Origin of the sequence: Microtetraspora malaysiensis (genome assembly GCF_001528665.1) — a bacterium.
Lineage (GTDB): Bacteria > Actinomycetota > Actinomycetes > Streptosporangiales > Streptosporangiaceae > Microtetraspora_A > Microtetraspora_A malaysiensis.
The window spans coordinates 13,162-36,251 of sequence record NZ_BBYJ01000036.1 but is presented as its reverse complement, the minus strand read 5'-3'; the positions used below and the strand labels follow the sequence as shown (position 1 = coordinate 36,251).

Genomic DNA, 23,090 nt, shown 5'->3' with positions numbered 1-23,090 from the left:
GGCATCAGACGGCGGTGCATCCTTCGCCGATCGGGCTCGGCGCGCCCGGAGTGGCCAGCGTGTGCTTGACGCCCCGCCGCTTGGAAGCGGAGGACTTCTCGATCGCGTTCGCCGTGAGGAGCCGGATCTGCGCCCAGTCGGGAGCGCTCGTGTTGATCAGCGGCGGCATGAACTGCACGCTGGTGACGCGGGCGTTCTTGGCCTTCACGGCCAGCGGGACGAGGTCCTGCAGCATCGATCGCGGGATGTCGGTGCGGAGTATCCTCCGGGTCGCCGCCGCGATCTGGGTGAACCGGGAGAGCACGGTCGCCGGGTCGGCCTGGTTGAGCAGCGCGCTGAAGACGCACCGCTGGCGGCGCATCCGGGTGTAGTCGTCGCTGTTGGTGCGCGACCGCGCGAACCACAGCGCGTCGGCGCCGCTCAGCTTGCGCGTGCCCGCCGGGATCAGGCCCTCGTCGTACTTCCCGTACACGATGTTGGTGTCCACGGTCAGGACGAGGCCGCCGAGAGCGTCGATGATCTTCGCGAAGCCCCAGATGTTGACCAGCGTGTACCAGTCGATCCGGAGGCCCAGGATGTAGCCGACGGTCTGCTTCAGCGTCTCGGCGCCCATGTGCCGGCGGCCGCCGAAGAGCTCCGGGTGGTCCTCGGCGTACTGCCACACGCCGAACAGGAGGTCGTCGCGCCAGCCGGGGCGCGACTCCGGCAGCGTGAACCCCGTCGGGAACCGGCGCGCCATGGGGCTGCCCGGCGGGAACAGCACGTGCTCCAGGTTCCTCGGCAGGCCGAGCAGGACGGTGTTGCCGGTGTGGACGTCCACGCTCGCCACGTTGACGCTGTCGGTACGCATGCCGGTCCGGTCGTTGCCCCAGTCGCCGCCGAGGAGCAGCACGTTCACCCGCTCCCGGCCGCCCCAGGGGTCGCTGTCGGCGAGCCGCCCGCCGGGTACGACGGGGAACAGCGGCCCCGCGGACGCGGCGAAGATCTTGTCGATGGTCCGCTCGGACTCCGACACGAACTGCGCGGCCATCGCGAACGGAAGCGCGACCACGACCGACAGCGTCCCGGCGACCACGCCGGTGGCGATCTGCGCCGCCCTGGGGAGGCCCTGCGGCCGCAGCACCACGAACGAGTGGATCACCAGCGCGAACCAGGCGGCCCCGGCGGCCGCGGTGACGACGGTGATCAGGCCGAGCCAGTTGAGCGCCCGGCCGGCCAGGTGCGCGTCCGCGTTCACCGCGACGGCTCCCACGACGGTCAAAACCACCACGTACGCGCCGAACAGCGCGTATCCGGTGCGCTTCCATCCGGCGCGCAGGTGCGCGGCCCCGGGCAGCACGACGGACAGCGCCGTCCAGCCGATCAGCGCCGCCGCGCTGACGGGCGTTCTCAGCAGCTCCGGCTCACGGACGCGGTCAAATATCGGACGGGCAAAGGGCACGTGCTCACCCCAAGGGACGTATCCGCACAGAACTGAATAAAGTTCGGTTCATGGCTTTCGACGGATCGAGAACCGTGCGGCCGGGAATGCGGCCGTGATCACAGTGACTCCGACAGCGCGCCGTCGCGGGGGAGCCCCCGCGCGCCGTGGCGAGTCGATACGGGCATTTGACCTGGTCAATGCGCATCACGCCCGAGTGGAACGGGGACGTTACCCCGGTTTGCGGCCGGAGAGATCCGGTGTCCCATCGCGGCTCGCGGAGTCGCTATGACCCCCGTCCCCGACATCCTCGGCGCGGACTACGAGGCCCTCGTCCTGCCCATGGGCCACGACGCCGAGGGCGAGGTCGTCGCCACGCTCGTACGGCGCCGCCTGCCCGGGGCCCGCCGGGCCGTCCTGCACATCCACGGCTTCACGGACTATTTCTTCCAGACCCACGTGGCCGACCACTTCGTCCGCCAGGGCGTGAGCTTCTACGCGCTCGACCTGCGCAAGTACGGTCGCTCCCTGCTGTCCCACCAGACCAGGGGCCTGGTCGGCAGCGTCACGGAACACTTCCCCGAGATCGACGAGGCCGTGCGGATCATCCGGGCCGACCACGACGAGGTCGTGATCAGCGCCCACTCGACCGGCGGTCTGATCGCCGCACTGTGGGCCGACCGGGTGCGCGGCCGCGGGCTGGTGGACGCCCTCGTCCTCAACAGCCCGTTCCTCGACCTCAACGTGCCCGCCCCGGTCAGGGGAGCCGCCGACGCGATCGGAGGCATCCTGGCCAGGCTCCCCGCGACGGCCGTGCTGCCCCTCGGCCCCGCCACCGCGTACGGCACGAGCCTGCACCGCGACCACAGCGGCGAGTGGGACTACGACCTGGAGTGGAAGCCGCTGGGCGGCTTTCCGGTCCACGCGGTGTGGCTGGCGGCGATCCGGCGGGCGCACCGGCGGCTGCGGACCGGGCTCCGCGTCGACGTCCCGGTGCTGGTGCTCTGCTCCGACCGCAGCCTGCGGGTGCGGGACTTCGTCCCCGACGCGCACTCGGCCGACGTCGTCCTCGATCCGGAGCACATCGCCCGGTGGTCCACCAGGATCGGGCCGCACGTCACGTGCCTGCGGGTCCCGGGAGGGATGCACGACCTGCTGCTGTCACCCGCGCCGGTACGCGAGCGGACGCTGGCCGAGATCGACCGCTGGCTCGCCTACGCGTGCCCGCCCGAGAGTGCGGGACGCGGCGTCCGGGAGGTCCGGGAGGTCAGGGAGGTCCGGGAGAACGGTCACCAGGGGAACGCGAACAGCCCGAAGTAGGCGGCGGTGAGCAGCAGCAGCCCGGTGCCGCCGAGCACGCACGCCAGCGTGGACGACTGCCAACGGGTGGGCTCCCACCCGTCGCGCAGGGCGCCGATCACGGCCGCGATCGTGGAGACCTCCTGGGCGAGCATCAGCACGGTCAGCAGCCGCACGACCAGCCATCCGGACTGCACGGCGGGCCAGGCCCCGGCCTGGTTCACCGAGAAGAGCACGATCAGCGTGATGAACGCGAGGGCCGCGGCCAGCATGCCGAGCCCGGTCCAGGCCATCCGCCTGATCCTGCGCCGGATCCCGGACCAGGCCTGCGCGTTGGCGGCCAGCCTCAGGTCGCGCCCGCGGAGCCGGACGACCATCTCGGTGACCGGGGCCGTGACGTAGCCGACGGCGGCCAGGCAGATCGTGAGCCACAGGAAGGTCGTGCCGCCGTACCAGGGAGCCGCGGGGACGTCGCTGGCCTCGAACCGCTGGACCGGCGTCGCGCCCGCGAGCGGCGGCTGCTGCCCTGCGGTGCCGGGCAGGCCCTTGATCCAGTTCGCGAGCGTCGGCAGGTAGTCGGAGACGAACCGCCCGCCGCTGACCCGCATCGCGTGGTCGGCCCCGGCGAGGAACCTGATCGTGTAGTCGGCGTTGCCCGCCGCGCGGAGCGCCGAGGTGAGGGTCCGGGTGCTCGCGACGAACGGGATCGAGGGGTCCATGGTGCCGTACAGCGCGAGGACCGGCTGCCGCACCTTCGACAGCGCCGGGACGCCGTCGTGGCGCAGGAAGTCGAAGCCGACGCCGCCCATCGCGCGGGTCAGCAGGTCGCGCGCGCCCGTCGGCGCGTGCAGGCGCAGGAGCTGCTCGTTCAGCGCCCAGGCGACCTGCCGGAGCGGTGAGACGTTCGGCGAGGACACCAGCACGACATACCGCACGTCGGCGCTGCGGGCCGCCGCGATGGGCACCACCCAGCCGCCCTCGCTGACACCCCACAGCCCGGTGCGGGCCAGGTCGACGTCCGGCCTGGCCCGCAGGAGCTCGATCATCCGGAGCGCGTCGTCGGCCAGCAGCCCGAAGTCGCGGTCGCGGAACGAGTACCCCACCGTGCGCTTGTCGTACGCGACGGACACGACGCCGCGCTCGGCCAGCCACCTCGCCTGGGAGGTGAACTCGCTGCCGGTGCCCGACCCCGAGCCCTGGACGAACACCATCGCGGGATGCCGCCCCGGGGAGAGGGGCGCCCGGATCGTGGCCGTCAGCACCTCTCCCTTCGCCTGCACGCTGACCTTCTCCGTCGAGAAGGCCGACTCCGCCGGGATCGGACGGGACTCGGCGGCCGGCTGGGCCGGAAGCGAGTGGAACTCCTCGGACGTGGGCAGTGGCGCCGGGTCGAACAACGGAGGTGAGAGTACATATCCGACCATGGCGAGCGCGACCGCCACCACGGTGGCGGTCGCGGCCAGCGTTCCTCGGCCGATGTTCATGACACCGCTCCCCGATTGACGGAACCTTACGCAGCCGCGCCCTGCTCTTTACCTTTGCCCACTGATCGTCGGGTTAAGTCATTACGTGATTTACCTGAAGTTTGCACGGGGCGCCATTTGTCACCGGGACCTGTTAGCTTCCTGCGACATGCGGGTCCTGCACACATCCGACTGGCACCTGGGCCGGTCGTTCCACCGCGAGAGCCTCCTGGCAGCTCAGGGGGCGTTCGTCGACCACCTCGTGGAGACCGTGCGCGCCGAGCGCGTGGACGTCGTGGTCGTCTCGGGCGACGTCTACGACCGCGCCCTGCCGCCGGTGGACGCCGTCGCGCTCTTCGACGACGCGCTGCGCCGGCTCGCCGCGCTCGGCGCGCACACCGTGGTGATCAGCGGCAACCACGACTCGGCCGTCCGCCTCGGGTTCGGCGCCGACCTGATGGAGCGGGTCCACCTGCGTACGGACCCGGCCCGCGCCTGGGAGCCGGTGCTGGTCGGGGACACCGCGTTCTACGGCGTTCCGTACCTTGAGCCGGAGCTGGTCAGGGGGCCGTGGGAGCTGCCGGAGCGCAGCCACGGCGCGGCGATCGGCCACGCGATGACCGCGATCAGAGGCGACGCGGCCACGCGGGGCGGGCACTCCGTCGTGCTGGCGCACGCCTTCGTCACCGGCGGGGAGGCCAGCGACAGCGAGCGCGACATCACCGTGGGCGGCGTCGCGCACGTCCCGCTGAGCGCCTTCGACGGTGTGGACTACGTCGCGCTCGGCCACCTGCACGGGCGGCAGACCATGACCGAGACCGTCCGATACTCCGGGTCTCCGCTGGCGTACTCGTTCTCCGAGGCCGATCACGTCAAGGGGTGCTGGCTGGTCGATCTTGCGCCGGGCGGGGCGCGCGCCGAGTTCGTGCCTGCGCCGGTGCCGCGGCGGCTCGCCCGGCTGCGCGGCCGCATCGACGACCTGCTCACTGCCGAGCGGTACGCCGACCGCGTGGAGCACTGGCTGCAGATCACGCTGACCGATCCGGTGCGGCCCAAAGAGGCGATGGAGCGGTTGCGCGCGCGCTTCCCTCACACGCTCGCGCTGGCCTTCGAGCCGGACGGCACGGCCGGGGCGGCGGCCACCCCGCGGCAGATCGCCGGGCGCGCCGAGATCGAGGTGGCGCTCGACTTCGTCCGCGACGTGCGCGGCGAGCCCGCCGACGACGAGGAGAGACGGCTGCTGGAGCGAGCCGTGGAGGACTGCCGCATCAAGGAGGTCTCGTGAGGCTGCACCGGCTGAGGCTGACCGCCTTCGGCTCCTTCCCCGGTGAGGAGGAGGTCGACTTCGACGCGCTCGGCGAGGCCGGGCTGTTCCTCGTCCATGGTCCGACCGGCGCGGGCAAGACCACTCTGCTCGACGCCGTCTGCTACGCGCTGTACGGCCGGGTGCCCGGGCAGCGGGACAGCGCCCGCAGCCTGCGCTGCGACCACGCGCCGGCCGGGCGCGGCCCGGCGGTGACGCTGGAGGCGACGATCCGGAACCGGCGGTTCCGGATCACCCGGTCGCCCGCCTGGATGCGGCCCAAGCTCCGCGGCTCGGGCCTGGTGGAGGAGAAGGCCAAGGCCCTGGTCGAGGAGCTGAACGAGGCGTCCGGCGTCTGGACGCCGCGCAGCACCCGCAGCGACGAGGCCGGTCACCTGGTCGGCGAGCTCCTCGGGATGAGCGCCGACCAGTTCTGGCAGGTCGCGATGCTCCCCCAGGGGGACTTCGCCCGATTCCTGCGCGCGGACGGCGACGACCGGCGCAAACTCCTCGAACGGCTCTTCTCAGTCAAGGTCTACACCGAGGTCGAGAAGTGGCTCGCCGAGCATCGCACGCGCACCGGGCGAGACCAGCAGGAGCTCCGTCAGGAGGTCGACTCCGTCGTCAACCGGATGCGCGGCGCCGCCGGTCCCGTCCTGCCGGACGAGGCTCCCGATCCGGGAGAGGACCCGCTCGGCTGGTCCGGCGCTCTGCTCGCGGCCGCCACCGGCGTCGTCGAGCGGAGCGGGGAGGAGCAGGGGCTCGCCGCCGCCGCGCTGGCCTCCGCCCGCGGCCGCCTGGACGAGGGCCGCGCGCTGGCCGACCGCCGCGGACGCCACGCCTCCGCCCTGGCCCGGCGCGAGGAGCTGGCGCTGGCCGCGGACGAGCGGTCCGACCTGGAGGCCATGCTCGACGAGGCGGCGCGGGCCGAGCGGGTGCTGCCGCTCATCCGCCAGGCGGACCAGCGGGTGGAGAGCGCTGCCAAGGCGCGCCGGCTGGCCGCGGACGCCGTGGCCCGGGCGCTGCCCCTTACCGTCCTCGACCCCGCGTCCGGCACTGGGACCGGCACTGGGACCGGGGCCGGTCTCGGTGCGACGCCCGCCCTCGACTCTCCTGCCGGGGTCGGTTCCGTTCTGCCCGGCTCCTTCGCCGAGGGCGCGTGGCCGGGCGTGGCCGGGCTGCGTGAGCGGGAGCGCGAGCGCCGCGACGAGGTGGCTCGCCTGGAACAGCTCCTCCCCGAGGAGGCCCGGCTGGCACAGGTTCGAGCCGACCTCACCCGGGCGGACGGGCGGCTGGCCGAGCTGGGGGTCCTGCGGGACGGGCTTCTTGCCCGCCTCGCCGTACTGCCCGGGGAGCTGGCCTTGGCCGAGGAGCGGCTGGCGGCGGCACGGCTGGCCGCCGCGCGTCTCCCCGGTCTGCGGGCCGCCCGGGACGCGGCCGATCGTGACCTGGCCGCGGTGCGCCACCGGGACACGCTCGCCGCCGAGCTGGCCGACGCCAGGCGGGCGCGGGCCGCCGCCCTCGAGGCGCTGCCCGACACCCCCGACCTCCGGCCGGTACGGATGACGCCGCCGGATGGCGTGTCGTCCGGCGAGGCGTGGCAGGGGGACGCGGCGCCGGACGCCGCCGTGCCGCTGGAGGCGGAGCGGGCCTGGCATGAGGAGCTGGCCCGGCTGGAGCGGGAGCGGCGGGACGAGCAGGCCAGGCTGGAGCTGCTGGCGGACGAGGAGGAGCGGCTGGCCGGGGTCGGGGCCCGGCTGGCCGAGGTGCGCGCGGACATCGAGGAGGCCGCCGAGCGGGAGGCCGCCGCGCTCGCGGATCTCGCCTCGCTCCCGGCCGCGCTCGCCGAGGCCGACGGGCGGCTGGCCGTGGCGCGGGCCGCCGCCGCGCGGATCCCGGCGCTTGCGGCCGCCGCCGCGGCGGCCGGCGACCTGCACGCCGCCGCCGTACAGCGAGACGCGCTGGCCGCCGAGCTGGCCGAGGCCGAGCGGGAGCGCGGGGCGGCGGTGGACCGGGCGCAGGACGCGCGCGACCTGCTCCAGGGCGTGCGGCTCGCCCGCATCGACGGCATGGCCGCCGAGCTGGCGCGGTCGCTCGTGCCGGGAGAACCCTGCGCGGTGTGCGGCTCCGCCGAGCATCCCGCGCCGGCCGCGCCGTCGGCCGCCGCGCCGACCGCGGACGACGAGCAGGCGGCACAGGACGCGTTCGAGGCCGCCAGACAGGGCCGGGAGGACGCCGAGAGCCGGGTCGCCGTGCTGGCCGCCCGGCTCGACGAGGCCGCCCGGCGGGCGGAGGAGCTGTCCGTCGAGGACGCGCGGGCCCGGCTCGCCGCCGCGGAGGCCGAGCTGACGGAGGCCCGGGACGCGGCGGCCGACGAGCCGGAGGCCGCCGCCGGGGTCGAGCGGCTCGCCGCGGAGTCGGAGGCGGTGCGCGACCGGGCCGACGAGGCGGGCCGCGCGCTGGCCGGGCACCGCACCGGCGAGGCGGAGTTGCTGGCCGAGCGGGACCGCCTCGCGGCCCGCCTCGGTGAGGCGAGGGGAGCGGACGACAGCGTCCGGGCCAGGCGCGACCGGTTCGCGGCGGAGGCGCTGTCCCTCGCTGTCGCCGCCCAGGCCGTCGCCGGGGCGGTGGAGGCGCGCGTCGCGTACGAGAAGGCCCGGGCCGAGGTCGCCGAGATCTCCGCGACGCGCGGGGCCGCCGAGCGCAGTGACGAGGCGGTGGCGTGCGGGGACACCGAGCCGAGTGAGGAGGCGGTGGCGGCGGTCCTCGCGGCGGCGGAGCGGACGCTGCGCGCGGCGAGCGAGACGGCGGCGGCCGAGCTCGCCCTCCGGGAGGAGACCGGGCGGCTGGCCGCCGAACTCGCCGAGGCCGGGGAGCGTTCCCGGTCCCTCGATCTGGAGGCCGCCGAGACCCGCACCCGGCGCGACCAGCTCGCCGAGCAGCGGGAGAGGCTGGCCGCCCTGCTGGACGAGGCACGCGGCGGCGACCCCTCGCTGGAGGCCCGGCTGGAACGGCTCGCGGCGGAGGCCGCGCTGCTCCACGACGCCGCCGAGGCGGTCGGCGCGTCCGCGACGGCCGAGCGGGAGCGGGAGGCCGCCCGCGCGCAGGCGTCGTCCGCCACGGCCGAGGCCGGGTTCGCCACCCTCGACGACGCCCGGGCGGCGGAGCGCGGCGCGGCCGAGCGCGAGGAGATGGCCGAGCGGCTCCGGCGCTTCGCGGACGAGCAGGCCGCCGTGGAGGCGTTGCTGGCCGATCCGGAACTGGTCGCCGCGGCGGCCGCGCCCGAGCCGGAGCTCGCGACGCTGGAGGCGGAGCACGGGCGGGCTGAGCAGGAGGCCGCCGACCGGACGTCGGCCCGCGACCACGCCCGGAGCAGGCTGGGGCAGCTCACCGGGCTCGCCGCCGAGCTGGAGGGCGCGCACCGGCGTTACGGTCCGGCGGCCGAGCGGCACCGGCTCGCCCGGCGGCTGGCCGAGCTCGCGGGAGGGACCTCGACGGACAACCCCCTGCACATCCGGCTGTCGGCGTACGTGCTGGGGGAGCGGCTCCGCCAGGTGGTGGCCGCCGCGAACGACCGGCTCGACCGGATGTCCGGCGGGCGATACCTGCTCCAGCACAACCTGAGACAGGCGGCGGGCGACCGCGGCCGGTCCGGCGGCGGCCTGGGGCTGCGGGTGCTCGACGGCTGGACCGGTGTGGACCGTGACCCGGCGACCCTGTCCGGCGGCGAGAGCTTCGTCACATCGCTGGCGCTGGCCCTTGGCCTGGCCGACGTCGTGACTGCGGAGGCGGGCGGCCCCGAGATCGGCACCCTCTTCGTGGACGAGGGGTTCGGCACGCTCGACGAGGACACGCTCGACGACGTCCTGGACATTTTGGACGGCCTGCGCGAGGGCGGCCGGGCGGTCGGCATCGTCAGCCACGTGGCCGAGCTGCGGACCCGCATCCCCGCCCAGATCCGGGTACGCAAGGGACGCGGCGGCTCCACGCTCTCCATGGCCTGATCCATGGCCTGACCCATGACTTGGAGGTGCCGGGGCCCCGGTCCGCGGGCTGAGTTCGTCGGCTCTGCTCGACGGATGACCGGGAGAGACGGGCTCAGGGGATGGCGAGCTCAGGGGGTGATGAGGCCCGGGGGTGGCGAGCCCCGGGGGAGACGAGCTCAGAGTGGAGAGGCCCAGGGCGGCGAGGCGAGGGAGCGCGTCAGGGGGTGGGGTCGGCCTGGAGGGCTTGGAGCGCCAGCCAGGCGATGACCCGGTCCTCGGTGACGCCCACCGAGAGCCCGGTCAGCTCCTCGACCCGTCCCATCCGCTGGCGGAGGGTGTGCCGGTGGATGCCGAGCTGCGAGGAGGCCGCCTCCCAGTTGTTGTTCTCGCTGAGGAAGACCCGCAGCGAGCGGAGCAGGATCCGGGTGGAGTCGTTCTCCAGGAGCGGCCGCAGGGGCGAGGTGAGCGCGGTGCGCGCGGCCGGGTCGAGATGCTGGAGGATCAGCCGCTGGGTCGGCAGCTCGGCGAACTCGACGACCGGGCGGGCGTCGGCGACCGCGACCTCCAGCGCCTGCTCCGCCTGACGGCGGCTGAGCAGGGACGCGGACGGCGGCTGCGCGGTGCCCACGCCGCAGCGGGCGGGGACGCCCTCGCGTTCGACGGCCTCGCACACCCGGGCGCTCCACCGGCCCAGCTCGTCCTCCGGCAGGATGACCGTGACCAGCGACGACTCGGAGCTGACGAGCGGCGGGAGGTCCAGCTCCGCGCACCATTCCAGCACGTTCTCCTCCAGCGGCACGGCCCGTGACCGGGAGCGCAGCAGCGCGACGGCGACGTTCCCGGCGAGGAGGTTCCACCGGGCGGAGACCCGCTGGACGAGCCCCTGGTCGCCGGACATCAGGGCGTCCACGGCGTCGGCCCGGGCCAATCCCCAGGTGTCGCCGCCGCTCAGCGGGTTGAGCGCCAGGTCGAGCAGCAGGGCGGCGTGCTGGGCCAGCTCGCGGGTCACGCTGATCCGGTCCGGACGCGGCGCCACGACGAGATGGGCGCGCGGGCGCACCGGGTCGCCGACGCCGTACACGGTGAGGCCGGGGTGCCGGATGCGGGACCGCTGGCCGAGCGCGGCGGCGCGGGCGTCGTCGAGGTGGACCCGGGCGGCGCCGACCGCGGCGTGCGTCTTCCCGTGCCGGTCCATCAGCACCGCCCAGCTGTCGATCCGGGCGGCGAGGGTGGCGACGATCCCCTCCGGCCCGGCGCTGCGGGCGACCTTGGTCATGCTGGAGACGCCCTCGGCGATCAGCCGCGACTCGGCGGCTCCGGTGCGCAGCAGGTCGCCGTTGAGCTGGTAGGTGATGTCCTGGAACGGGACGCCCGAGGGGATCTCCAGCACCGCGAGGCCGTGCTGGGCCGCGCCGGTCACCAGGGCCTCGGGCACGGAGGTGTGCCGGACGCCGACGCCGAAGCCGAGGGCGGCGACCCCCGCCTCGGCCAGCCGCCCCGCGTAGGCCGTGAACGCCTCGCGCGGGGCCTGCCGGTCGATCTGGAGGCCCAGGGTGAGCAGCAGTTCACCGCCGCGCAGCCATGGCGTGGGGTCGGGCAGCTCCGAGATGTGCGTCCACCGGATGGGGCGGTCCAGGCCGGTCGGTCCGGTCGGCACGCGCAACCGGAACCGTTGCGCGACATCGCCCACTGTTTCCAGCACGGCGCAGCACCCCTTTCTGTCGACGCTCCTCTTCCGGGCCGCCCGCGAGGCACGGGACCGGCCGGCCGCGGGCGGGAGCCGGGTCGCGCGCGGAAGGCCTGGGAGCCGGGCGGTGCGCGATGAGCCCGGGCCGTACGCGGATCAACGTTGGGTCACCGTGACACGGGGCCGGGCGCGGGGGGAAATATCGGATCGGCGTCCCCGCCGCAGCTCAATGGACATTTGGCTACATGCGGGAAGAAAACCGGCAAACCTACCCTGTACCCGTTCCACTAACACCGGGTGACGGCAGCGCTGTTCCCCGGACAATGGAAAGGGGCGGTATGCGCGCCGCGGTTTTCGAGTCACCCGACAAGCCCGTGACGATCGAGCAGGTCGAGCTGGCTCCTCCCGGGCCCGGCGAGGTCCGCGTCAAGATCGCCGCAGCCGGGGTCTGCGGTTCGGACCTGCACGTACGCCGCGGTGAGTGGGACGTGCCGCTGCCGCTCGTCATGGGCCACGAGGGCTCGGGTGTCGTGACCGCGCTCGGCCCGGGGGTCACCAGCCTCGCCGAGGGCGACCACGTCGTCCTCTCCTGGGTCGCCCCCTGCGGCCGGTGCCGCTACTGCCGCAGCGGTCACGAGGCCCGCTGCCAGGTCGCCGCCACCGTCGTCGCGCCCGGCGGCGTCCTCCAGGACGGCACCAGCCGGCTCAGCCGCGGCGGCGAGTCGCTCTACCACTACCTCGGCGTGTCCTCCTTCGCCGAGGAGGCCGTGGTCCCGGCCTCGGGCGCGGTCAAGATCCGCGAGGACGCGCCGCTCGACACCGTGGCGCTGGTCGGCTGCGCCGTCGCCACCGGCGTGGGCGCGGTGACGAACACCGCCGCCGTCCTGCCCGGCAGCACGGTCGCGGTCATCGGCTGCGGCGGCGTCGGGCTGTCCGTCGTCCAGGGCGCCAAGCTCGCCGGCGCCGAGCGGATCATCGCCATCGACACCCGCGCGGAGAAGACGGCGCTCGCCGCGACGCTCGGTGCGACCGACCAGATCTCCGGCGCCGGGATCGACGTGTCCGAGGCGCTGCGCGACCTGCTGCCCGACGGCGTGGACTACGCCTTCGACGCGGTCGGCCACCAGGCCACGCTCGAATCGGCGGTGCGGATGCTCGGCCTGGGCGGCGCGGCGGTCGCGGTGGGGCTCCCGCCCAAGGGCACCCTCGCCCGGTTCGACCCCCTCGTGCTCGCCGAGGCCGACCAGCGGATCCTCGGCTCGAACTACGGCAGCGTGCGCCCCGCCATCGACATCCCCGCGCTGGTCGACCGCTACATGGACGGCCACCTCCAGCTCGACCAGCTCGTCAGCCGCCGTACCTCCCTCGACGAGGCCGGACCCGCCCTGGACGCCCTGGCCAGCGGCGAGGCGCTGCGCACCCTCCTGATCCCCTAAGGACCTCCCCAATGACCCAGACCAGCGTCCCCACCTCGTCGGCCGAACACGGGCTGCGGCGAGGGGCGATGTCCGGTGGCGAGGTCGTCGCCCAGGCCATCGCCAACATCGCCCCCAGCGCCGTCATCGCGTTCTCCGTCGCCGGGATCTTCGCCAGCGCCGGGAACGCCTCGTGGCTGTCGTTCGCCCTCGCCACGATCGTGATCCTCGCGGTGGGCTACTGCATCTCCCAGTTCGCCAAGCGCCGCGCCTCGGCCGGCTCCCTTTACAACTACGCGGCCCAGGGCCTCGGCCCCCTCGGCGCGTACGTCACCGGCGTCACCCTGATCATCGGCTGTTTCGGCATCGCCTCCGGCTCCCTCGGCGGCGCCGTCTTCCACTTCAACGCCTTCCTGTCCTCCATCGGGTTGACGATCGAGAACACGGCGTGGAACGTCTTCCTCGCGCTGGTGATCGGCGGGCTGGCCATCCTGTTCACCGTGTGGGGCATCCGGATGTCCGCGCGGATCTCGCTGATCCTCGAAGTGATCTCCATCGCGATCATCACGATCATGCTGGTGATCGTGCTGGTCGCCGGCGACGGCCCCGTCTTCGACGCCGACCAGTTCTCGCTCAGCGGCGCGACGCCGCACGGCATCGCGGTCGGCATGGTGCTGGCCATCCTCGGCTTCGTCGGCTTCTCCAGCTCCGACGCGCTCGGCCGTGAGGCGCGCAACCCGTTCAAGGCGATCCCCCGGGCGATCATGTGGAGCGCGGCCGGCGTCGGCGTCCTGTACATCTTCTCGTCCTACGTCCAGGTGTCCGGCTACCGGGCGCTCGGCGACCTCGGCGCGAGCGGCAACCCCCTCGACGAGCTGGCGGTGGCCATCGGCATGCCCGGCTGGTTCCGCCCGGTGCTCAGCCTCGGCATCACGGCCTCGTTCTTCGCCGTGGTGGTCGCGCCGATCAACGTGCTCGGGCGCATCGCCTTCGTGATGGGCAAGGAGGGCGTGCTGCCCGCCGCGCTCGGCCGCACGCACCGGACCCAGCAGACCCCGCACCGCGCCATCCTCGCGATCGCGCCGGTCGCGGTGCTGCTGACCGCGCTGCTGTTCGCCTTCAACGTGGACGGCATGGAGATCACCGTGCTCGTCGACACGTACGGCACCTTCGGCTACATGGTGGCCTACGTCGTCGTCGCGCTCGCCGCGCCGATCTTCCTGCGCCGCGAGGGCGTGAAGGCCTCGCTGATCTGGCCGTGCGTGGCCGTCTCGGTCATCGGCATGGCGTACGTCTTCTACGTCAATGTCGTGCCGTGGCCGGCCTGGCCGCTGAACTTCGTGATCTGCGCGTTCCTCGTCACCTTCGCCGTGGCCCTCGGATGGTACGGCTACCTCAGGGCGGCCCGGCCCTCGGTGGCGCAGACGATCGGCACCACCGAGACCGACTTCGCGGAGATGTCCTGACCGTGCGCGCCTGACCGTGCGCCGCCGCCCGCCGCGACCGCCCCACCGGGCGGTTACGGTGCGGCGGCGGCCGCGTCCGGGCTCGGCTCCGGGACGGCTCGCGGGCGGACCACCCACTCCGCGAGCATGCGCACCCGCTCCGCGTGCCGGTCGTGCCCCACGATGACCGGCGGCTCGTTGTACGGCATGGCGTCGGAGGAACGGCGCAGCTTCACGTACTGTCCGCAGGCGTCGATGGCGTAGGGCTCCATGTCGTCCTGGAGAGCGCCGATGACCGTGATGCCGTGCATCTCGCCGATCCGGCGGAACAACGCGACGGCCTCCCGGCGGTGCTCCTTGCCGAGGTTGCGGCCGAGCTCGTCGAGCACCAGCGTCAGATGGCCGCCGCCGGAGGAGGCGATCGCGGCGGCGCAGACGAGCTTGACCGCCTTCTCGTCCATCAGCGCCGTGTTGGCCCGCCGGTTGTACGGCACGAACCCCTGGCCGTCGCCGCGCCGCCACTTGGGCACGACCCGCCACGACCAGCGCTGCTCGGGGTCGGCGGGGGCGGCCGGCACCGGGAAGTCCAGCGTCGCGCCGTACCCGCCGTAGCCCACGTCGAGCTTCTCGAACTCGTCGGCGACCCGGGCCAGCCGCGCCCTGATCGCCTCGGTGAGGGCCGCGCGGTGCACGGCCGTGGACTGCGCCGCGTCCTCCGCGCCCCGGGTCGCGGTCTCCAGGTCGCGGCGGCGCGAGGAGAGCTGGGTCTCGATCTGCTGGCGGCGGTGCCGTTCGAACTCCTCCTGGCCGCGCAGATAGGAGCCGAGCGCCGCGCACACCGCCGGGAACGTCGCCAGCTCCTCGGCGGCCCGCCCGCCGCGCCGCTCGTTGACGAGGAAAGCGAGCTCCTCGGGCATCTCGTCGCCGGTCTGCGCGGCGTCGCCGAAGCCGCCGCGCAGGGCGGCGTCGAGGTGGCGCTCGGCGCCGCGCCACCACTCGTCGGCGGTCAGCGGCTCCTCGTCGGCGAGCCACTCGCGCGCCTCCTCGACCGAGCCGCCCCACTCTTCGGCGAGCCCGTCGAGGTCGAGCGCCCGCCGCTCGGCGGCGGTGCGGGCGGCCTGCTCGCGGGCCCGGTCGCGGTCGGCCTCGAAGCTCGACCGGCGGCCCTCCAGCCGCTCGATCTCCATGTCCCGGGTGCGCGCCCGGAAGTCGAGCGCGCTCACGCCCTCCTCGGACGCGTCGAGCGCCGGGGTCAGCTCGTCGGCCGCGGCGTGCAGCGCGGCCAGCAGCTCACGCTGGGACTCCAGCCGGGTGTGGATCTCGTCGAGACGCACCGCGGCCCGGGCGCCCTCGGCGCGGCGGGCCGCCTCGGCCATCTCGGCCTCCGCCCGCCGTACCGCCGCGGCGGCCCGGTCCTGCGCGTCGCGGGCCCGGTTCAGCCGCTGCTCGGCGGCCTTGACCCGGGCCTCCCGCCCGGTCACCGCGCTCTCGAACGCGCCGACGACCGTCACGCCGGTGGAGCTGACCAGCACCGAACCCGGCAGATCGGCCAGCGCCTCCGCCGCCGCGGCCAGGTCGGCGCCGTCCACGATCACCGCGTGCTCGTGCGGCCAGGACCCGGCGGCCACCAGACCGGCGGCGGACCCGGCGGCGGACGCGTCCCGCGCCTGTTCGGCGACGTCGATCGTGTCGAGGAGGCCGGCGGCGGCGACGCCCCGGGCGGCCAGCGCCGCGAGCTGGGCGGCGGCCGGACCGTTCTCCACGTCGTCGAGCGCCGCCCGGGCGGTCTCGACCTCGCGATCGGCCACGCCGAGCGCCTTGAGCGCCTCGTCCACCCGGGCGCGCGCCTCGGACATCTCCCGCTCGGCGGCGGCGACGTCCCGGCCGTCGGCCTGGCGGCGCAGCTCCTCAAGCGCGGGCATCTGCCCCCTGAGCCGGTCGGCGGTGCTCTGGGCCACCGCCCGGTCGGCCTCCAGCTTGGCCGCCCGCGCCTGGATCCCGGCCAGCTCGCGCCGGGCCGAGGCGAGGGCGCGGTCGAGCGAGTCGTCCTTCAGCGCGGCGATCTCCTCGCGCAGCCCGGCGATCGCCTCGGACGAGGACTCGGCGGCCTCCTGACAGGAAGCCAGCTCGGCGTCCAGGGCCTCGTCGCGCGCGGCGGCGTCCCCGAGCCGCCGGGCCTGCCGTCCGCGCCAGCAGCGCAGCGCGCTCGCCAGCTCGACGCGGGCCCGGTCACGCCGGTCGAACGCCGCGATCAGCCTCTCGGACTCGACCTCGAACTCGCGCAGCCGGTCGACCGCCTCGGCCGCCCGGACCCGTTTGGCGTGCTCGTCCCGCCTGGCCTCGCGCTCCTGGTCCAGCTCGGCGTCCAGGCCGGTGAGCGCCGCGATCGCCTCGAAGATGCGCTCGGGGGAGATCTCGTTCAGCGGCTGGGACAGCAGGTTCGTGGCGACCTTGCTCCGCACCGACGTGGACAGGAACGACACGCATCGGACGCGGTCGCCGTACAGGACCCGGGTGAGGTCGCGGGCCACGACGTCGCGCCGCCCGGCGCCGCGCGGGAGCTGCGCCCACACCTCGTCGGACCGGGTGACCCGATCGGCCTCCGACGCGCCCGCCGCCAGGCGCACCCCGTCGGTCCACCTGATCTCCAGGTACGGCGCCTCGCGGTTGACCCGGAGCCACACCGTCATCGGCAGCCCCGCCGACGGCACGTCGAACACGCCGATGATGTAGCCGTGGTCGGCGCTGGCCCACTGCTGGTCGCCGTGCGCGGCGAGCTCGGCGTTGAACAGCAGCTCGGAGACGGCCTTCGCCCCGGACGCGAACCGCCACTGCTCGTCGCCGAGCAGCGCGGTGATCGCCGCGATGAACGACGACTTGCCCGCGCCGTTGGAGTCCTTGGGACCCGCGCCCGCGACCACGATCAGCGTCCCCGGCACGGTCGGCACCGGATGGGTCGACAGCCGGGAGATGTTGATCGCCTGCACGGCGACCAGCACCCGGTCTCCGACGACGTTCTCGGTCTGCGTCAAGCCGCTGCTTCCTTTCCTCGCTCGTGTTTCCCCGTCACGCCCGCCGCGCTCTGATCGCGGTGGCGAGCGGCGTCTGCGGCCCGGCGGCCAGGATCAGCTCCTCCTGGAGACGGCGGCGGGCCGCCGCGGTGAGCCGGTGGAACTGCGGGCCGGGGACGTACCCGCCGGGCGTCTCCTCCGAGACGGCCTTGACCTGGGTCAGCAGGCCCGCCTGGCGCAGCGTCCGCAGCGCCGACTCCAGCTCGCCGATCGGCAGCAGAGTGCGGCGGCGCAGTTCCTCGACCGCCACCGGGTACGGCGAGAGCCAGGTGTCCTCCGACAGCAGGCCGTCGGCGCGGGGGATGGCCACCGAGTGGACCAGCACCAGCGTGAGGACCGCCCGCTCGCCCTCCGACAGCCCGGGCCGCCTGCCGGTGTCGGCCCCCGGCGCGCTCGCCATGCGGGCGGCCACGTCGTCGTCGTATCCGGAGGTCCACGTGTCGCGGCGCTGGATCAGGGTCCGGCCGCGCCGCGCCAGCATCTCCGCGAGCGTACGGCGCAGCGCGGGATCGCGCAGGGCGGCGAACCGCGCCTCGTGAACCGGCTCGGCGGCGTGGTCGACCGCCATGAACGCCGCCACCAGCTCGGCCCGGCGGCGCTCGTCGTAGGGGGAGAGCAGCCCGTCGAGATCCGAGACGGTCTCGTCCCGCCCGGCGCCCCCCGGCCGCGCCCCGACCGGCGCGGCTGCCGGCCCGCCGTGGCCCGGGTGCGCCTCCTCGGAGGACGCGGCGGGCGCTTCGGGCGCCTCAAGCGGAGCGGGCCGGTCGGGCGGGGTGGACGCGTCCAGGGGAAGCGTCACCGGGCCCTCCGCCGCCTGCGGCCCGGGCAGCCGGCGGACCAGCTCGCGCAGCACCGAGTGCGACTCCGGCGGCCAGGTCGCGCACCGCGGGCCGAGCCGTACGACGTCACCCGACCTGATGATCCACCCGGTGTCGGCCAGGCGGCGCAGCGCGCCGACGGCCCGGCTCCGCGTCATGTCGTCGCCGCGCCCGATGAGGGCGCGGTAGCAGGCCAGGACGTCCGCGACGGAGGCGGGCACACCCGGCCACGGCTCCGCCGACAGGTCGCTCCAGCACGCGCGCAGGCACGCGGCGAGCACCCGCCGGGTCTCGCCGGAGCGTTCCACCGGCACGGGCGCGGCGCCGTACTCGTCGAGGATCGACGGGGTGGCGCCGTCCGGCCAGGCGGGCAGCGCGATCACGGGCGAGGTCGGCGGACCGCTCGTGGCCCGGACCGCGTCCCCGGTAGCCGTCGGTGGGGTCGTCGGTGCGGTCGTCACCGCGTCGCCGAGGGTGAGCCGGATGAAGCCGGGAGGGGCGGGCTCGGTGAGCCGCAGCGTGAGCGGCCCATACGCGCGGGCCCGCGCGTGAGCCGACGCGGCCGCGAGCGCCGGGGTCTCGGCGGCGTCCGTGCTCGTGACGGTGTCCGTGGCGGTGTCTGTGGTGGGGGTCTCAGCCATCGGCCGGCACCCGTTCCAGCGTGCCGTCGGACCGCCAGCTCGGCCGCCCGCCGGGGTCGGCGGTGACGGCGTCGGCCCAGCGCAGCCGGTAGGGCAGCTCGGGGCGCAGGTCCGCCGACGTGAGGTCGGCGAGCACCCGCCGCATGGCGGCCCAGTCGCCGGTCAGCACCTCGTCCAGCTGAACCGAGGCCCGGCCGCCGAGCGTGGACTCCGCCACGGCGGTCAGCCGGTCGAGCCCGGCCACGCCGCCGTCGGCGGACTCGACCGGCCCGGTGTCCGGGAGCGGCGAGCGCGGGGGAGCGGGCCGGACCGGCGCCGGGCGCGGCGCCTCGTCCACGGCCGTGGCGATGGCCGCCGGATCGTGCCAGGGGGCGGGCGCGTCGAACACGAACCCGTCGAGCACGGCGGCCAGCCGCTCCTTCGAGGCGGTCTGGGCGAAGGTGCGCCATGCCTCGGCGGGCAGCAGCGTCAGGTTGCGGGTCGTCCCCGCGGAGTCGGCGAGGCGACCGGCCGCACGGCGCGAGGCGTCGCTGTACGCGTAGATCGCGGCCCGCAGCTCGGTGCAGGTGCGGTCGAGGTCGGGCCACCTGCGCAGGATCGTCGCGTGCAGGTTCTGCGCCCGCCGCGCGATCTCCTCGGTGCCCCAGAGCTTGGGCGCCTGCTCGCGCAGCTCCTCGATCGTGCCGTTCGTCAGGGTGATCAGCTCCAGGGCCCACAGCCGAAAGGCGCGGGCCAGGTTGCCCGCGGACTGGCGGGCCTCCTCCATGGTCGTCCGCGGGTCGGCGGCGTTGAGGTCCTCGAGCGCGAGCAGCCGGTGCATCTCGGACTGGCCGCCGTCGTCCATCATGCGCCGGATGAACATCAGCCCGACCACGCTGGTGAACGACGCCCGGTAACGGAGCTGGTTGGGCTTGGGGAAGACCTCGCGGATCGCGCCGAGCCCCTTGAGCACGCGCAGCCGGTTCTCGAACCGATCCGTCGGGTGGGCCCGGCAGGCGTGCCGCATCTGCTCGTGGGTGAGCCACTCCTCCCCGGCCTCCGCGAACGCGTCGAACAGCGTCTCGGCGATGTCGACCAGGGCGGGGTCGTCCACGACCGCGCCGCTGTCGCGCGCCAGCGCGGCGAACATCCGCCGGTACGTCGCGAGCACGGCCTCGTCGGTGAGCGCGGCGTCCAGCGTCTCGGGCAACGCCTCCGGGCCGGGGTCGCGGCCGGCGTCCCGCCGGTGGGCGGGCCGCGACGGCGTGGGTCGTCTCTCTCGTGAGATCTGCTGAGGCACGCGCAATACCGTACGGCTTGGCGGCGACATTCCCCGCCTCGATCCCGGAGAGACCCAGGTCAGACCGGGGCGAAAACGGAGGGAAGCAGGGCGGGGAGGTCGACGAGCAGCCAGGCTCCGGCGGCCAGCGCGGCGACGGAGACCAGCAGGAAGACGACGACCCAGAACGTGCCCGGGACGTGGGTGAGCCGCGCCAGCTGGTCGGCGTCGGAGTCGGGCGCCCGGCCGCGCCGCCGCTTGCTCTGCAGCTCGACGATCGGTCGTACGCCGCCGAGCAGGAGGAACCAGACCGCGGCGTAGGCGACGACCGCCTGGACCTCCGGTTTGGTGAAGGACGAGATCGCGAAGACGGCCCCGCCCGTGACGAGCAGCGAGACCGCGCCGAAGACGTTCCGGATCATCAGCAGCATGCAGGCGAGCAGCGCGAGCACGCTCCACAGCAGCAGCGTGATGTGCCCGGCCGCGGTCAGCCAGGCCGCGCCGAACCCCAGCACCGACGGCGCCACGTAGCCGGAGCCCGCCGTGATGATCATGCCGAGGCCGCGCGGGTTCCCCCGGGTGAGCGTGACCCCGGAGGTGTCGGAGTGCAGCCGGATGCCGTGGAGCCTGCGCCGGGTCAGCACGGCCGCCAGCGCGTGGCCGCCCTCGTGCGCGATGGTGATCAGGCCGCGGGACACGTGCCACGACGGGGGATAGGCGACGACGGCGAGCGCGGCGAGCCCGGCCAGGGCGATCAGCCACATCGGCGGCGCGTCCTGCGTCGCGACCAGATGGTTCCAGAGTGCTTTCAGGGGGGCCACCTCCGGAAGACAGCGTACGGCCGCGGAGATCGCCGCGATGTAAACCCGTCGCGGCCACGCGACCGCCCGGCGGCCCGGCGGAGCGGAGGCGGACACCTCGGGGTGCCGGTGCGCGGTGAAAAGGTTCTACGGTCTATGTGTGGCTGAGCGTCGAATGCGCGGTTTGCGGGGACTCGTCCGAACGAAGCGGGATGCCGCTCCCGAGGAGTCGATGGACCCCCGGTCCGCCGAGGCCCCGACCGAGGAGTGGCCCGCGCGGGGCAGCGTCGTCGACAACGCGGTCTACGTGGACGGCAAGCGGGTCGACTCGCCGGTGTCCCTGGCCGAGGCGATCGCCTCCCTGCGCTCCCGGCCCGGGGCGATGGCGTGGATCGGGCTCTACCGTCCGGGGGCGGGGGAGCTGACCGCCGCCGCCGACGAGTTCGGCCTGCACACCCTGGCCGTCGAGGACGCGATCGTCGCCCACCAGCGGCCGAAGGCGGACCGCTACGACGACACGCTCTTCGTCGTGCTGCGCGCCGCGCAGTACATCGACAAGGCGGAGAAGGTCGCCTTCGGTGAGCTGCACGTCTTCGTCGGCCCCGATTTCGTCCTCACCGTACGGCACAGCGAGGCGCCGGACCTGTCGAAGGTGCGCGGCCGGATGGAGTCCGACCCCGACCTGCTCCGGCAGGGCCCGCAGGCCGTGCTGTACGCGATACTCGACGCGGTCGTGGACGGCTACGCGCCGGTCGTCGCGGGCCTGCAGAACGACATCGACGAGATCGAGGTGCAGGTCTTCGGCGGCGACCCGGCGGCGCCGCGGCGCATCTACGCGCTGTCCCGCGAGGTGATCGAGTTCCAGCGGGCGACCACGCCGCTGGTCGCCATGCTCGACGGCTTCATCGCGGCGTCCCCCAAGTACGACGTGGACGAGGAGCTGCAGCGCTACCTGCGGGACGTGGCCGACCACGCGATCACGGTCACCGAACGCGTCGCGGGCTTCCGGCAGATGCTCCAGGACATCCTCATCGTCAACTCGACCCTGGTCAGCCAGGCCCAGAACGAGGAGATGACCAAGCTCACCGCGGCCAGCATCGCGCAGGGCGACGAGGTGAAGAAGATCTCCGCCTGGGCGGCCATCCTGTTCGCGCCCACGCTGGTCGGCACGATCTACGGCATGAACTTCGACCACATGCCCGAGCTGCAATGGCCGTTCGGGTATCCGTTCGCGGTGGCCCTGATGGCCATGGTCTGCGTCACCCTCTACCTGGTCTTCAAGCGCCGCGACTGGCTCTGAATCCGGCCTTTCCTGCCTTCCCTGGCCTTGCTGTGCCAACTATCTAGATATATCGTTCACGTATCTCGATAGTTGAGGGGGTCACTCATGCGTGACGACCAGCAGATGTCGTGGGACGACGCGCCGTTCCCTCCCGGGCTGCCCTCGTTCCCCCCGGAACCACCGGGCCCGCCGGCTCCGCCGCCTCACCCGGCTCCCCCGGGCCCGCCCGCTCCGCCGGCTTTCGGCATGCCCCCCATGCCCCCGATGCCGCCCATGCCCCCGGGCCCGCCCGCCCCGCCGCACCTGTCGCCGCGCGTACCCCGGGGCGGGGTGCGCGCGGCCCTGCTCGCGCTCCTGGCCGAGGGCGCCGCGAACGGCTACCAGATGATCGAGGAGATCACCCGCCGCAGCGGCGGAGTTTGGCGGCCGAGCCCGGGCTCCGTCTACCCGGCCCTGCAGCAACTGGAGGAGGAGGGGTTGGTCCGGGGTGAGGAGTCCGGCGGCAGCCGCGTCTACCAGCTCACCGAGGCGGGGCGCGAGGAGGCGCGGGGGCGCGACGGCGAGACGCCCTGGGCAGCGGTCGCGCGGAGCCTGCCCGAGGACCGGCAGGAGCTGCGCCTGTTGTGGGGCCGGCTCGGCGAGGCGTTCGTCCACCTGACGAGCGTGGCCAACGACCGGCAGGTGGCCGAGACGAAGAAGCTCCTGCGCGACACCCGCAGGTCGATGTTCCGGATCCTCGCGGAGGACGGCGAATGACGGTCGCGGAGCAGACGCGTCGCGGCCGCCCTCATCCACCCCCTGAACGAGAGCAGATGAGCACGATGGACGACATGCGGAAGGCCGCCGAGATGGGGCTGGCCGACATCAACCGGGCCCACGCCGAGCTCGTCGCGGAGACCGACCTGCGCCGCCGCCTCCGCGCGGCACGGAGCGTCCGCGCGGGCGACGACGACGATCGGATGGCGGCGAGCCTCCTCGGGGGTGTGCGCCACCGGCTGGCCGTGGCCATGCGCGGCCTGGCCGACGGCATCGACCCCCTGCCGCGCCCGATGTGCGATCCCTGACGTTCGCGGCCGTACGCCTCCTCCTCTCGCCGGCCGGGAAACGTCGTCTTCGGCGGGGAGAACGCCCGCTCCGGACGGAGAACCGCCGGATCCGGGGGCCCGAAGACAGCGGCGGCCCGGGGCGTCACCGCCCCGGGC

15 protein-coding genes are annotated in these 23,090 nt (G+C 74.4%); 8 read left to right on the top strand and 7 right to left on the bottom strand.

Annotated elements, in window-relative coordinates; all coding sequences use genetic code 11:
- Positions 1–4: 4 nt before the first annotated feature.
- On the bottom strand, positions 5–1,441 hold the full coding sequence (locus AWQ71_RS35445; RefSeq protein ID WP_067142296.1) for an LCP family protein: 1,437 nt from the start codon (positions 1,439–1,441) through the stop codon (positions 5–7).
- Between the two features lie 267 nt (positions 1,442–1,708).
- Between AWQ71_RS35445 and AWQ71_RS35440 the strand changes: the two genes are divergently transcribed.
- On the top strand, positions 1,709–2,740 hold the full coding sequence (locus AWQ71_RS35440) for an alpha/beta hydrolase (RefSeq protein ID WP_084259661.1): 1,032 nt from the start codon (positions 1,709–1,711) through the stop codon (positions 2,738–2,740).
- On the opposite strand, the gene AWQ71_RS35435 is transcribed toward AWQ71_RS35440, so the two are convergent.
- Positions 2,710–4,203 (bottom strand): alpha/beta hydrolase family protein, encoded by a 1,494-nt coding sequence (locus AWQ71_RS35435; protein ID WP_067142293.1) that lies wholly within the window; start codon positions 4,201–4,203, stop codon positions 2,710–2,712. The two genes, AWQ71_RS35440 and AWQ71_RS35435, sit on opposite strands and share 31 nt — an antisense overlap.
- 148 nt (positions 4,204–4,351) lie before the next feature.
- On the opposite strand from AWQ71_RS35435, the gene AWQ71_RS35430 reads away from it, so the two are divergent.
- Together AWQ71_RS35430 and AWQ71_RS35425 are read left to right on the top strand one after the other, a co-directional pair.
- Positions 4,352–5,467 (top strand): exonuclease SbcCD subunit D, encoded by a 1,116-nt coding sequence (locus AWQ71_RS35430; RefSeq protein ID WP_067142290.1) that lies wholly within the window; start codon positions 4,352–4,354, stop codon positions 5,465–5,467.
- Positions 5,464–9,489, top strand: a complete 4,026-nt coding sequence (locus AWQ71_RS35425) for an AAA family ATPase (protein WP_067142286.1) — start codon at positions 5,464–5,466, stop codon at positions 9,487–9,489. Before AWQ71_RS35430 ends, AWQ71_RS35425 begins: the two co-directional genes overlap by 4 nt.
- Before the next feature lie 199 nt (positions 9,490–9,688).
- Here AWQ71_RS35425 and AWQ71_RS35420 read toward each other — a convergent pair whose 3' ends face one another.
- Positions 9,689–11,173 carry a PucR family transcriptional regulator gene (locus AWQ71_RS35420; protein WP_084259660.1) on the bottom strand — a complete coding sequence of 495 codons (1,485 nt, stop codon included), beginning with the start codon at positions 11,171–11,173 and terminating at the stop codon, positions 9,689–9,691.
- A gap of 323 nt (positions 11,174–11,496) precedes the next feature.
- Here AWQ71_RS35420 and AWQ71_RS35415 point away from each other — a divergent pair, with 323 nt between their 5' ends.
- Positions 11,497–12,594 carry an alcohol dehydrogenase catalytic domain-containing protein gene (locus AWQ71_RS35415; RefSeq protein WP_067142281.1) on the top strand — a complete coding sequence of 366 codons (1,098 nt, stop codon included), beginning with the start codon at positions 11,497–11,499 and terminating at the stop codon, positions 12,592–12,594.
- An 11-nt stretch (positions 12,595–12,605) separates the two neighbouring features.
- The gene (locus AWQ71_RS35410) at positions 12,606–14,039 is read left to right on the top strand and encodes an APC family permease (RefSeq protein ID WP_067142278.1); all 1,434 of its coding nucleotides are present in this window, start codon (positions 12,606–12,608) and stop codon (positions 14,037–14,039) included.
- A gap of 53 nt (positions 14,040–14,092) precedes the next feature.
- Here the strand turns inward: AWQ71_RS35410 and AWQ71_RS35405 are convergent, their stop codons facing one another.
- Genes AWQ71_RS35405 through AWQ71_RS35390 form a run of 4 tightly spaced genes read right to left on the bottom strand, consistent with a single transcriptional unit; the run spans position 14,093 to position 20,570 of the window.
- On the bottom strand, positions 14,093–17,050 hold the full coding sequence (locus AWQ71_RS35405; RefSeq protein WP_067142275.1) for a coiled-coil domain-containing protein: 2,958 nt from the start codon (positions 17,048–17,050) through the stop codon (positions 14,093–14,095).
- A 34-nt stretch (positions 17,051–17,084) separates the two neighbouring features.
- Positions 17,085–18,548, bottom strand: a complete 1,464-nt coding sequence (locus AWQ71_RS44100) for a hypothetical protein (RefSeq protein WP_245658811.1) — start codon at positions 18,546–18,548, stop codon at positions 17,085–17,087.
- A complete protein-coding gene (locus AWQ71_RS35395) occupies positions 18,541–19,827 on the bottom strand; it encodes a hypothetical protein (protein WP_245658809.1) in 1,287 nt (428 codons plus the stop codon). The genes AWQ71_RS44100 and AWQ71_RS35395 overlap by 8 nt, the downstream gene beginning before the upstream one ends.
- 59 nt (positions 19,828–19,886) lie before the next feature.
- Positions 19,887–20,570, bottom strand: coding sequence for a M50 family metallopeptidase (locus tag AWQ71_RS35390; protein ID WP_084259671.1), 684 nt, complete (start codon positions 20,568–20,570; stop codon positions 19,887–19,889).
- 268 nt (positions 20,571–20,838) lie between these two features.
- Between AWQ71_RS35390 and AWQ71_RS35385 the strand changes: the two genes are divergently transcribed.
- From AWQ71_RS35385 to AWQ71_RS35375, 3 genes are all read left to right on the top strand, one after another.
- A complete protein-coding gene (locus AWQ71_RS35385) occupies positions 20,839–21,906 on the top strand; it encodes a magnesium and cobalt transport protein CorA (protein ID WP_157570761.1) in 1,068 nt (355 codons plus the stop codon).
- A 228-nt stretch (positions 21,907–22,134) separates the two neighbouring features.
- The gene (locus tag AWQ71_RS35380; RefSeq protein ID WP_157570760.1) at positions 22,135–22,644 is read left to right on the top strand and encodes a PadR family transcriptional regulator; all 510 of its coding nucleotides are present in this window, start codon (positions 22,135–22,137) and stop codon (positions 22,642–22,644) included.
- Between the two features lie 56 nt (positions 22,645–22,700).
- On the top strand, positions 22,701–22,952 hold the full coding sequence (locus AWQ71_RS35375; RefSeq protein ID WP_067142265.1) for a hypothetical protein: 252 nt from the start codon (positions 22,701–22,703) through the stop codon (positions 22,950–22,952).
- Positions 22,953–23,090 lie beyond the last annotated feature (138 nt).

What these genes read in the sequence shown, in the direction of transcription:
- AWQ71_RS35440 (WP_084259661.1), top strand. Translation starts at nt 1,709, where the DNA reads ATGACCCCCGTCCCCGACATCCTCGGCGCGGACTACGAGGCCCTCGTC.
- AWQ71_RS35435 (WP_067142293.1), bottom strand. Translation starts at nt 4,203, where the DNA reads ATGAACATCGGCCGAGGAACGCTGGCCGCGACCGCCACCGTGGTGGCG.
- AWQ71_RS35430 (WP_067142290.1), top strand. Translation starts at nt 4,352, where the DNA reads ATGCGGGTCCTGCACACATCCGACTGGCACCTGGGCCGGTCGTTCCAC.
- AWQ71_RS35415 (WP_067142281.1), top strand. Translation starts at nt 11,497, where the DNA reads ATGCGCGCCGCGGTTTTCGAGTCACCCGACAAGCCCGTGACGATCGAG.
- AWQ71_RS35410 (WP_067142278.1), top strand. Translation starts at nt 12,606, where the DNA reads ATGACCCAGACCAGCGTCCCCACCTCGTCGGCCGAACACGGGCTGCGG.
- AWQ71_RS44100 (WP_245658811.1), bottom strand. Translation starts at nt 18,548, where the DNA reads ATGGCTGAGACCCCCACCACAGACACCGCCACGGACACCGTCACGAGC.
- AWQ71_RS35390 (WP_084259671.1), bottom strand. Translation starts at nt 20,570, where the DNA reads ATGTGGCTGATCGCCCTGGCCGGGCTCGCCGCGCTCGCCGTCGTCGCC.
- AWQ71_RS35385 (WP_157570761.1), top strand. Translation starts at nt 20,839, where the DNA reads ATGGACCCCCGGTCCGCCGAGGCCCCGACCGAGGAGTGGCCCGCGCGG.
- AWQ71_RS35380 (WP_157570760.1), top strand. Translation starts at nt 22,135, where the DNA reads ATGCCCCCCATGCCCCCGATGCCGCCCATGCCCCCGGGCCCGCCCGCC.
- AWQ71_RS35375 (WP_067142265.1), top strand. Translation starts at nt 22,701, where the DNA reads ATGAGCACGATGGACGACATGCGGAAGGCCGCCGAGATGGGGCTGGCC.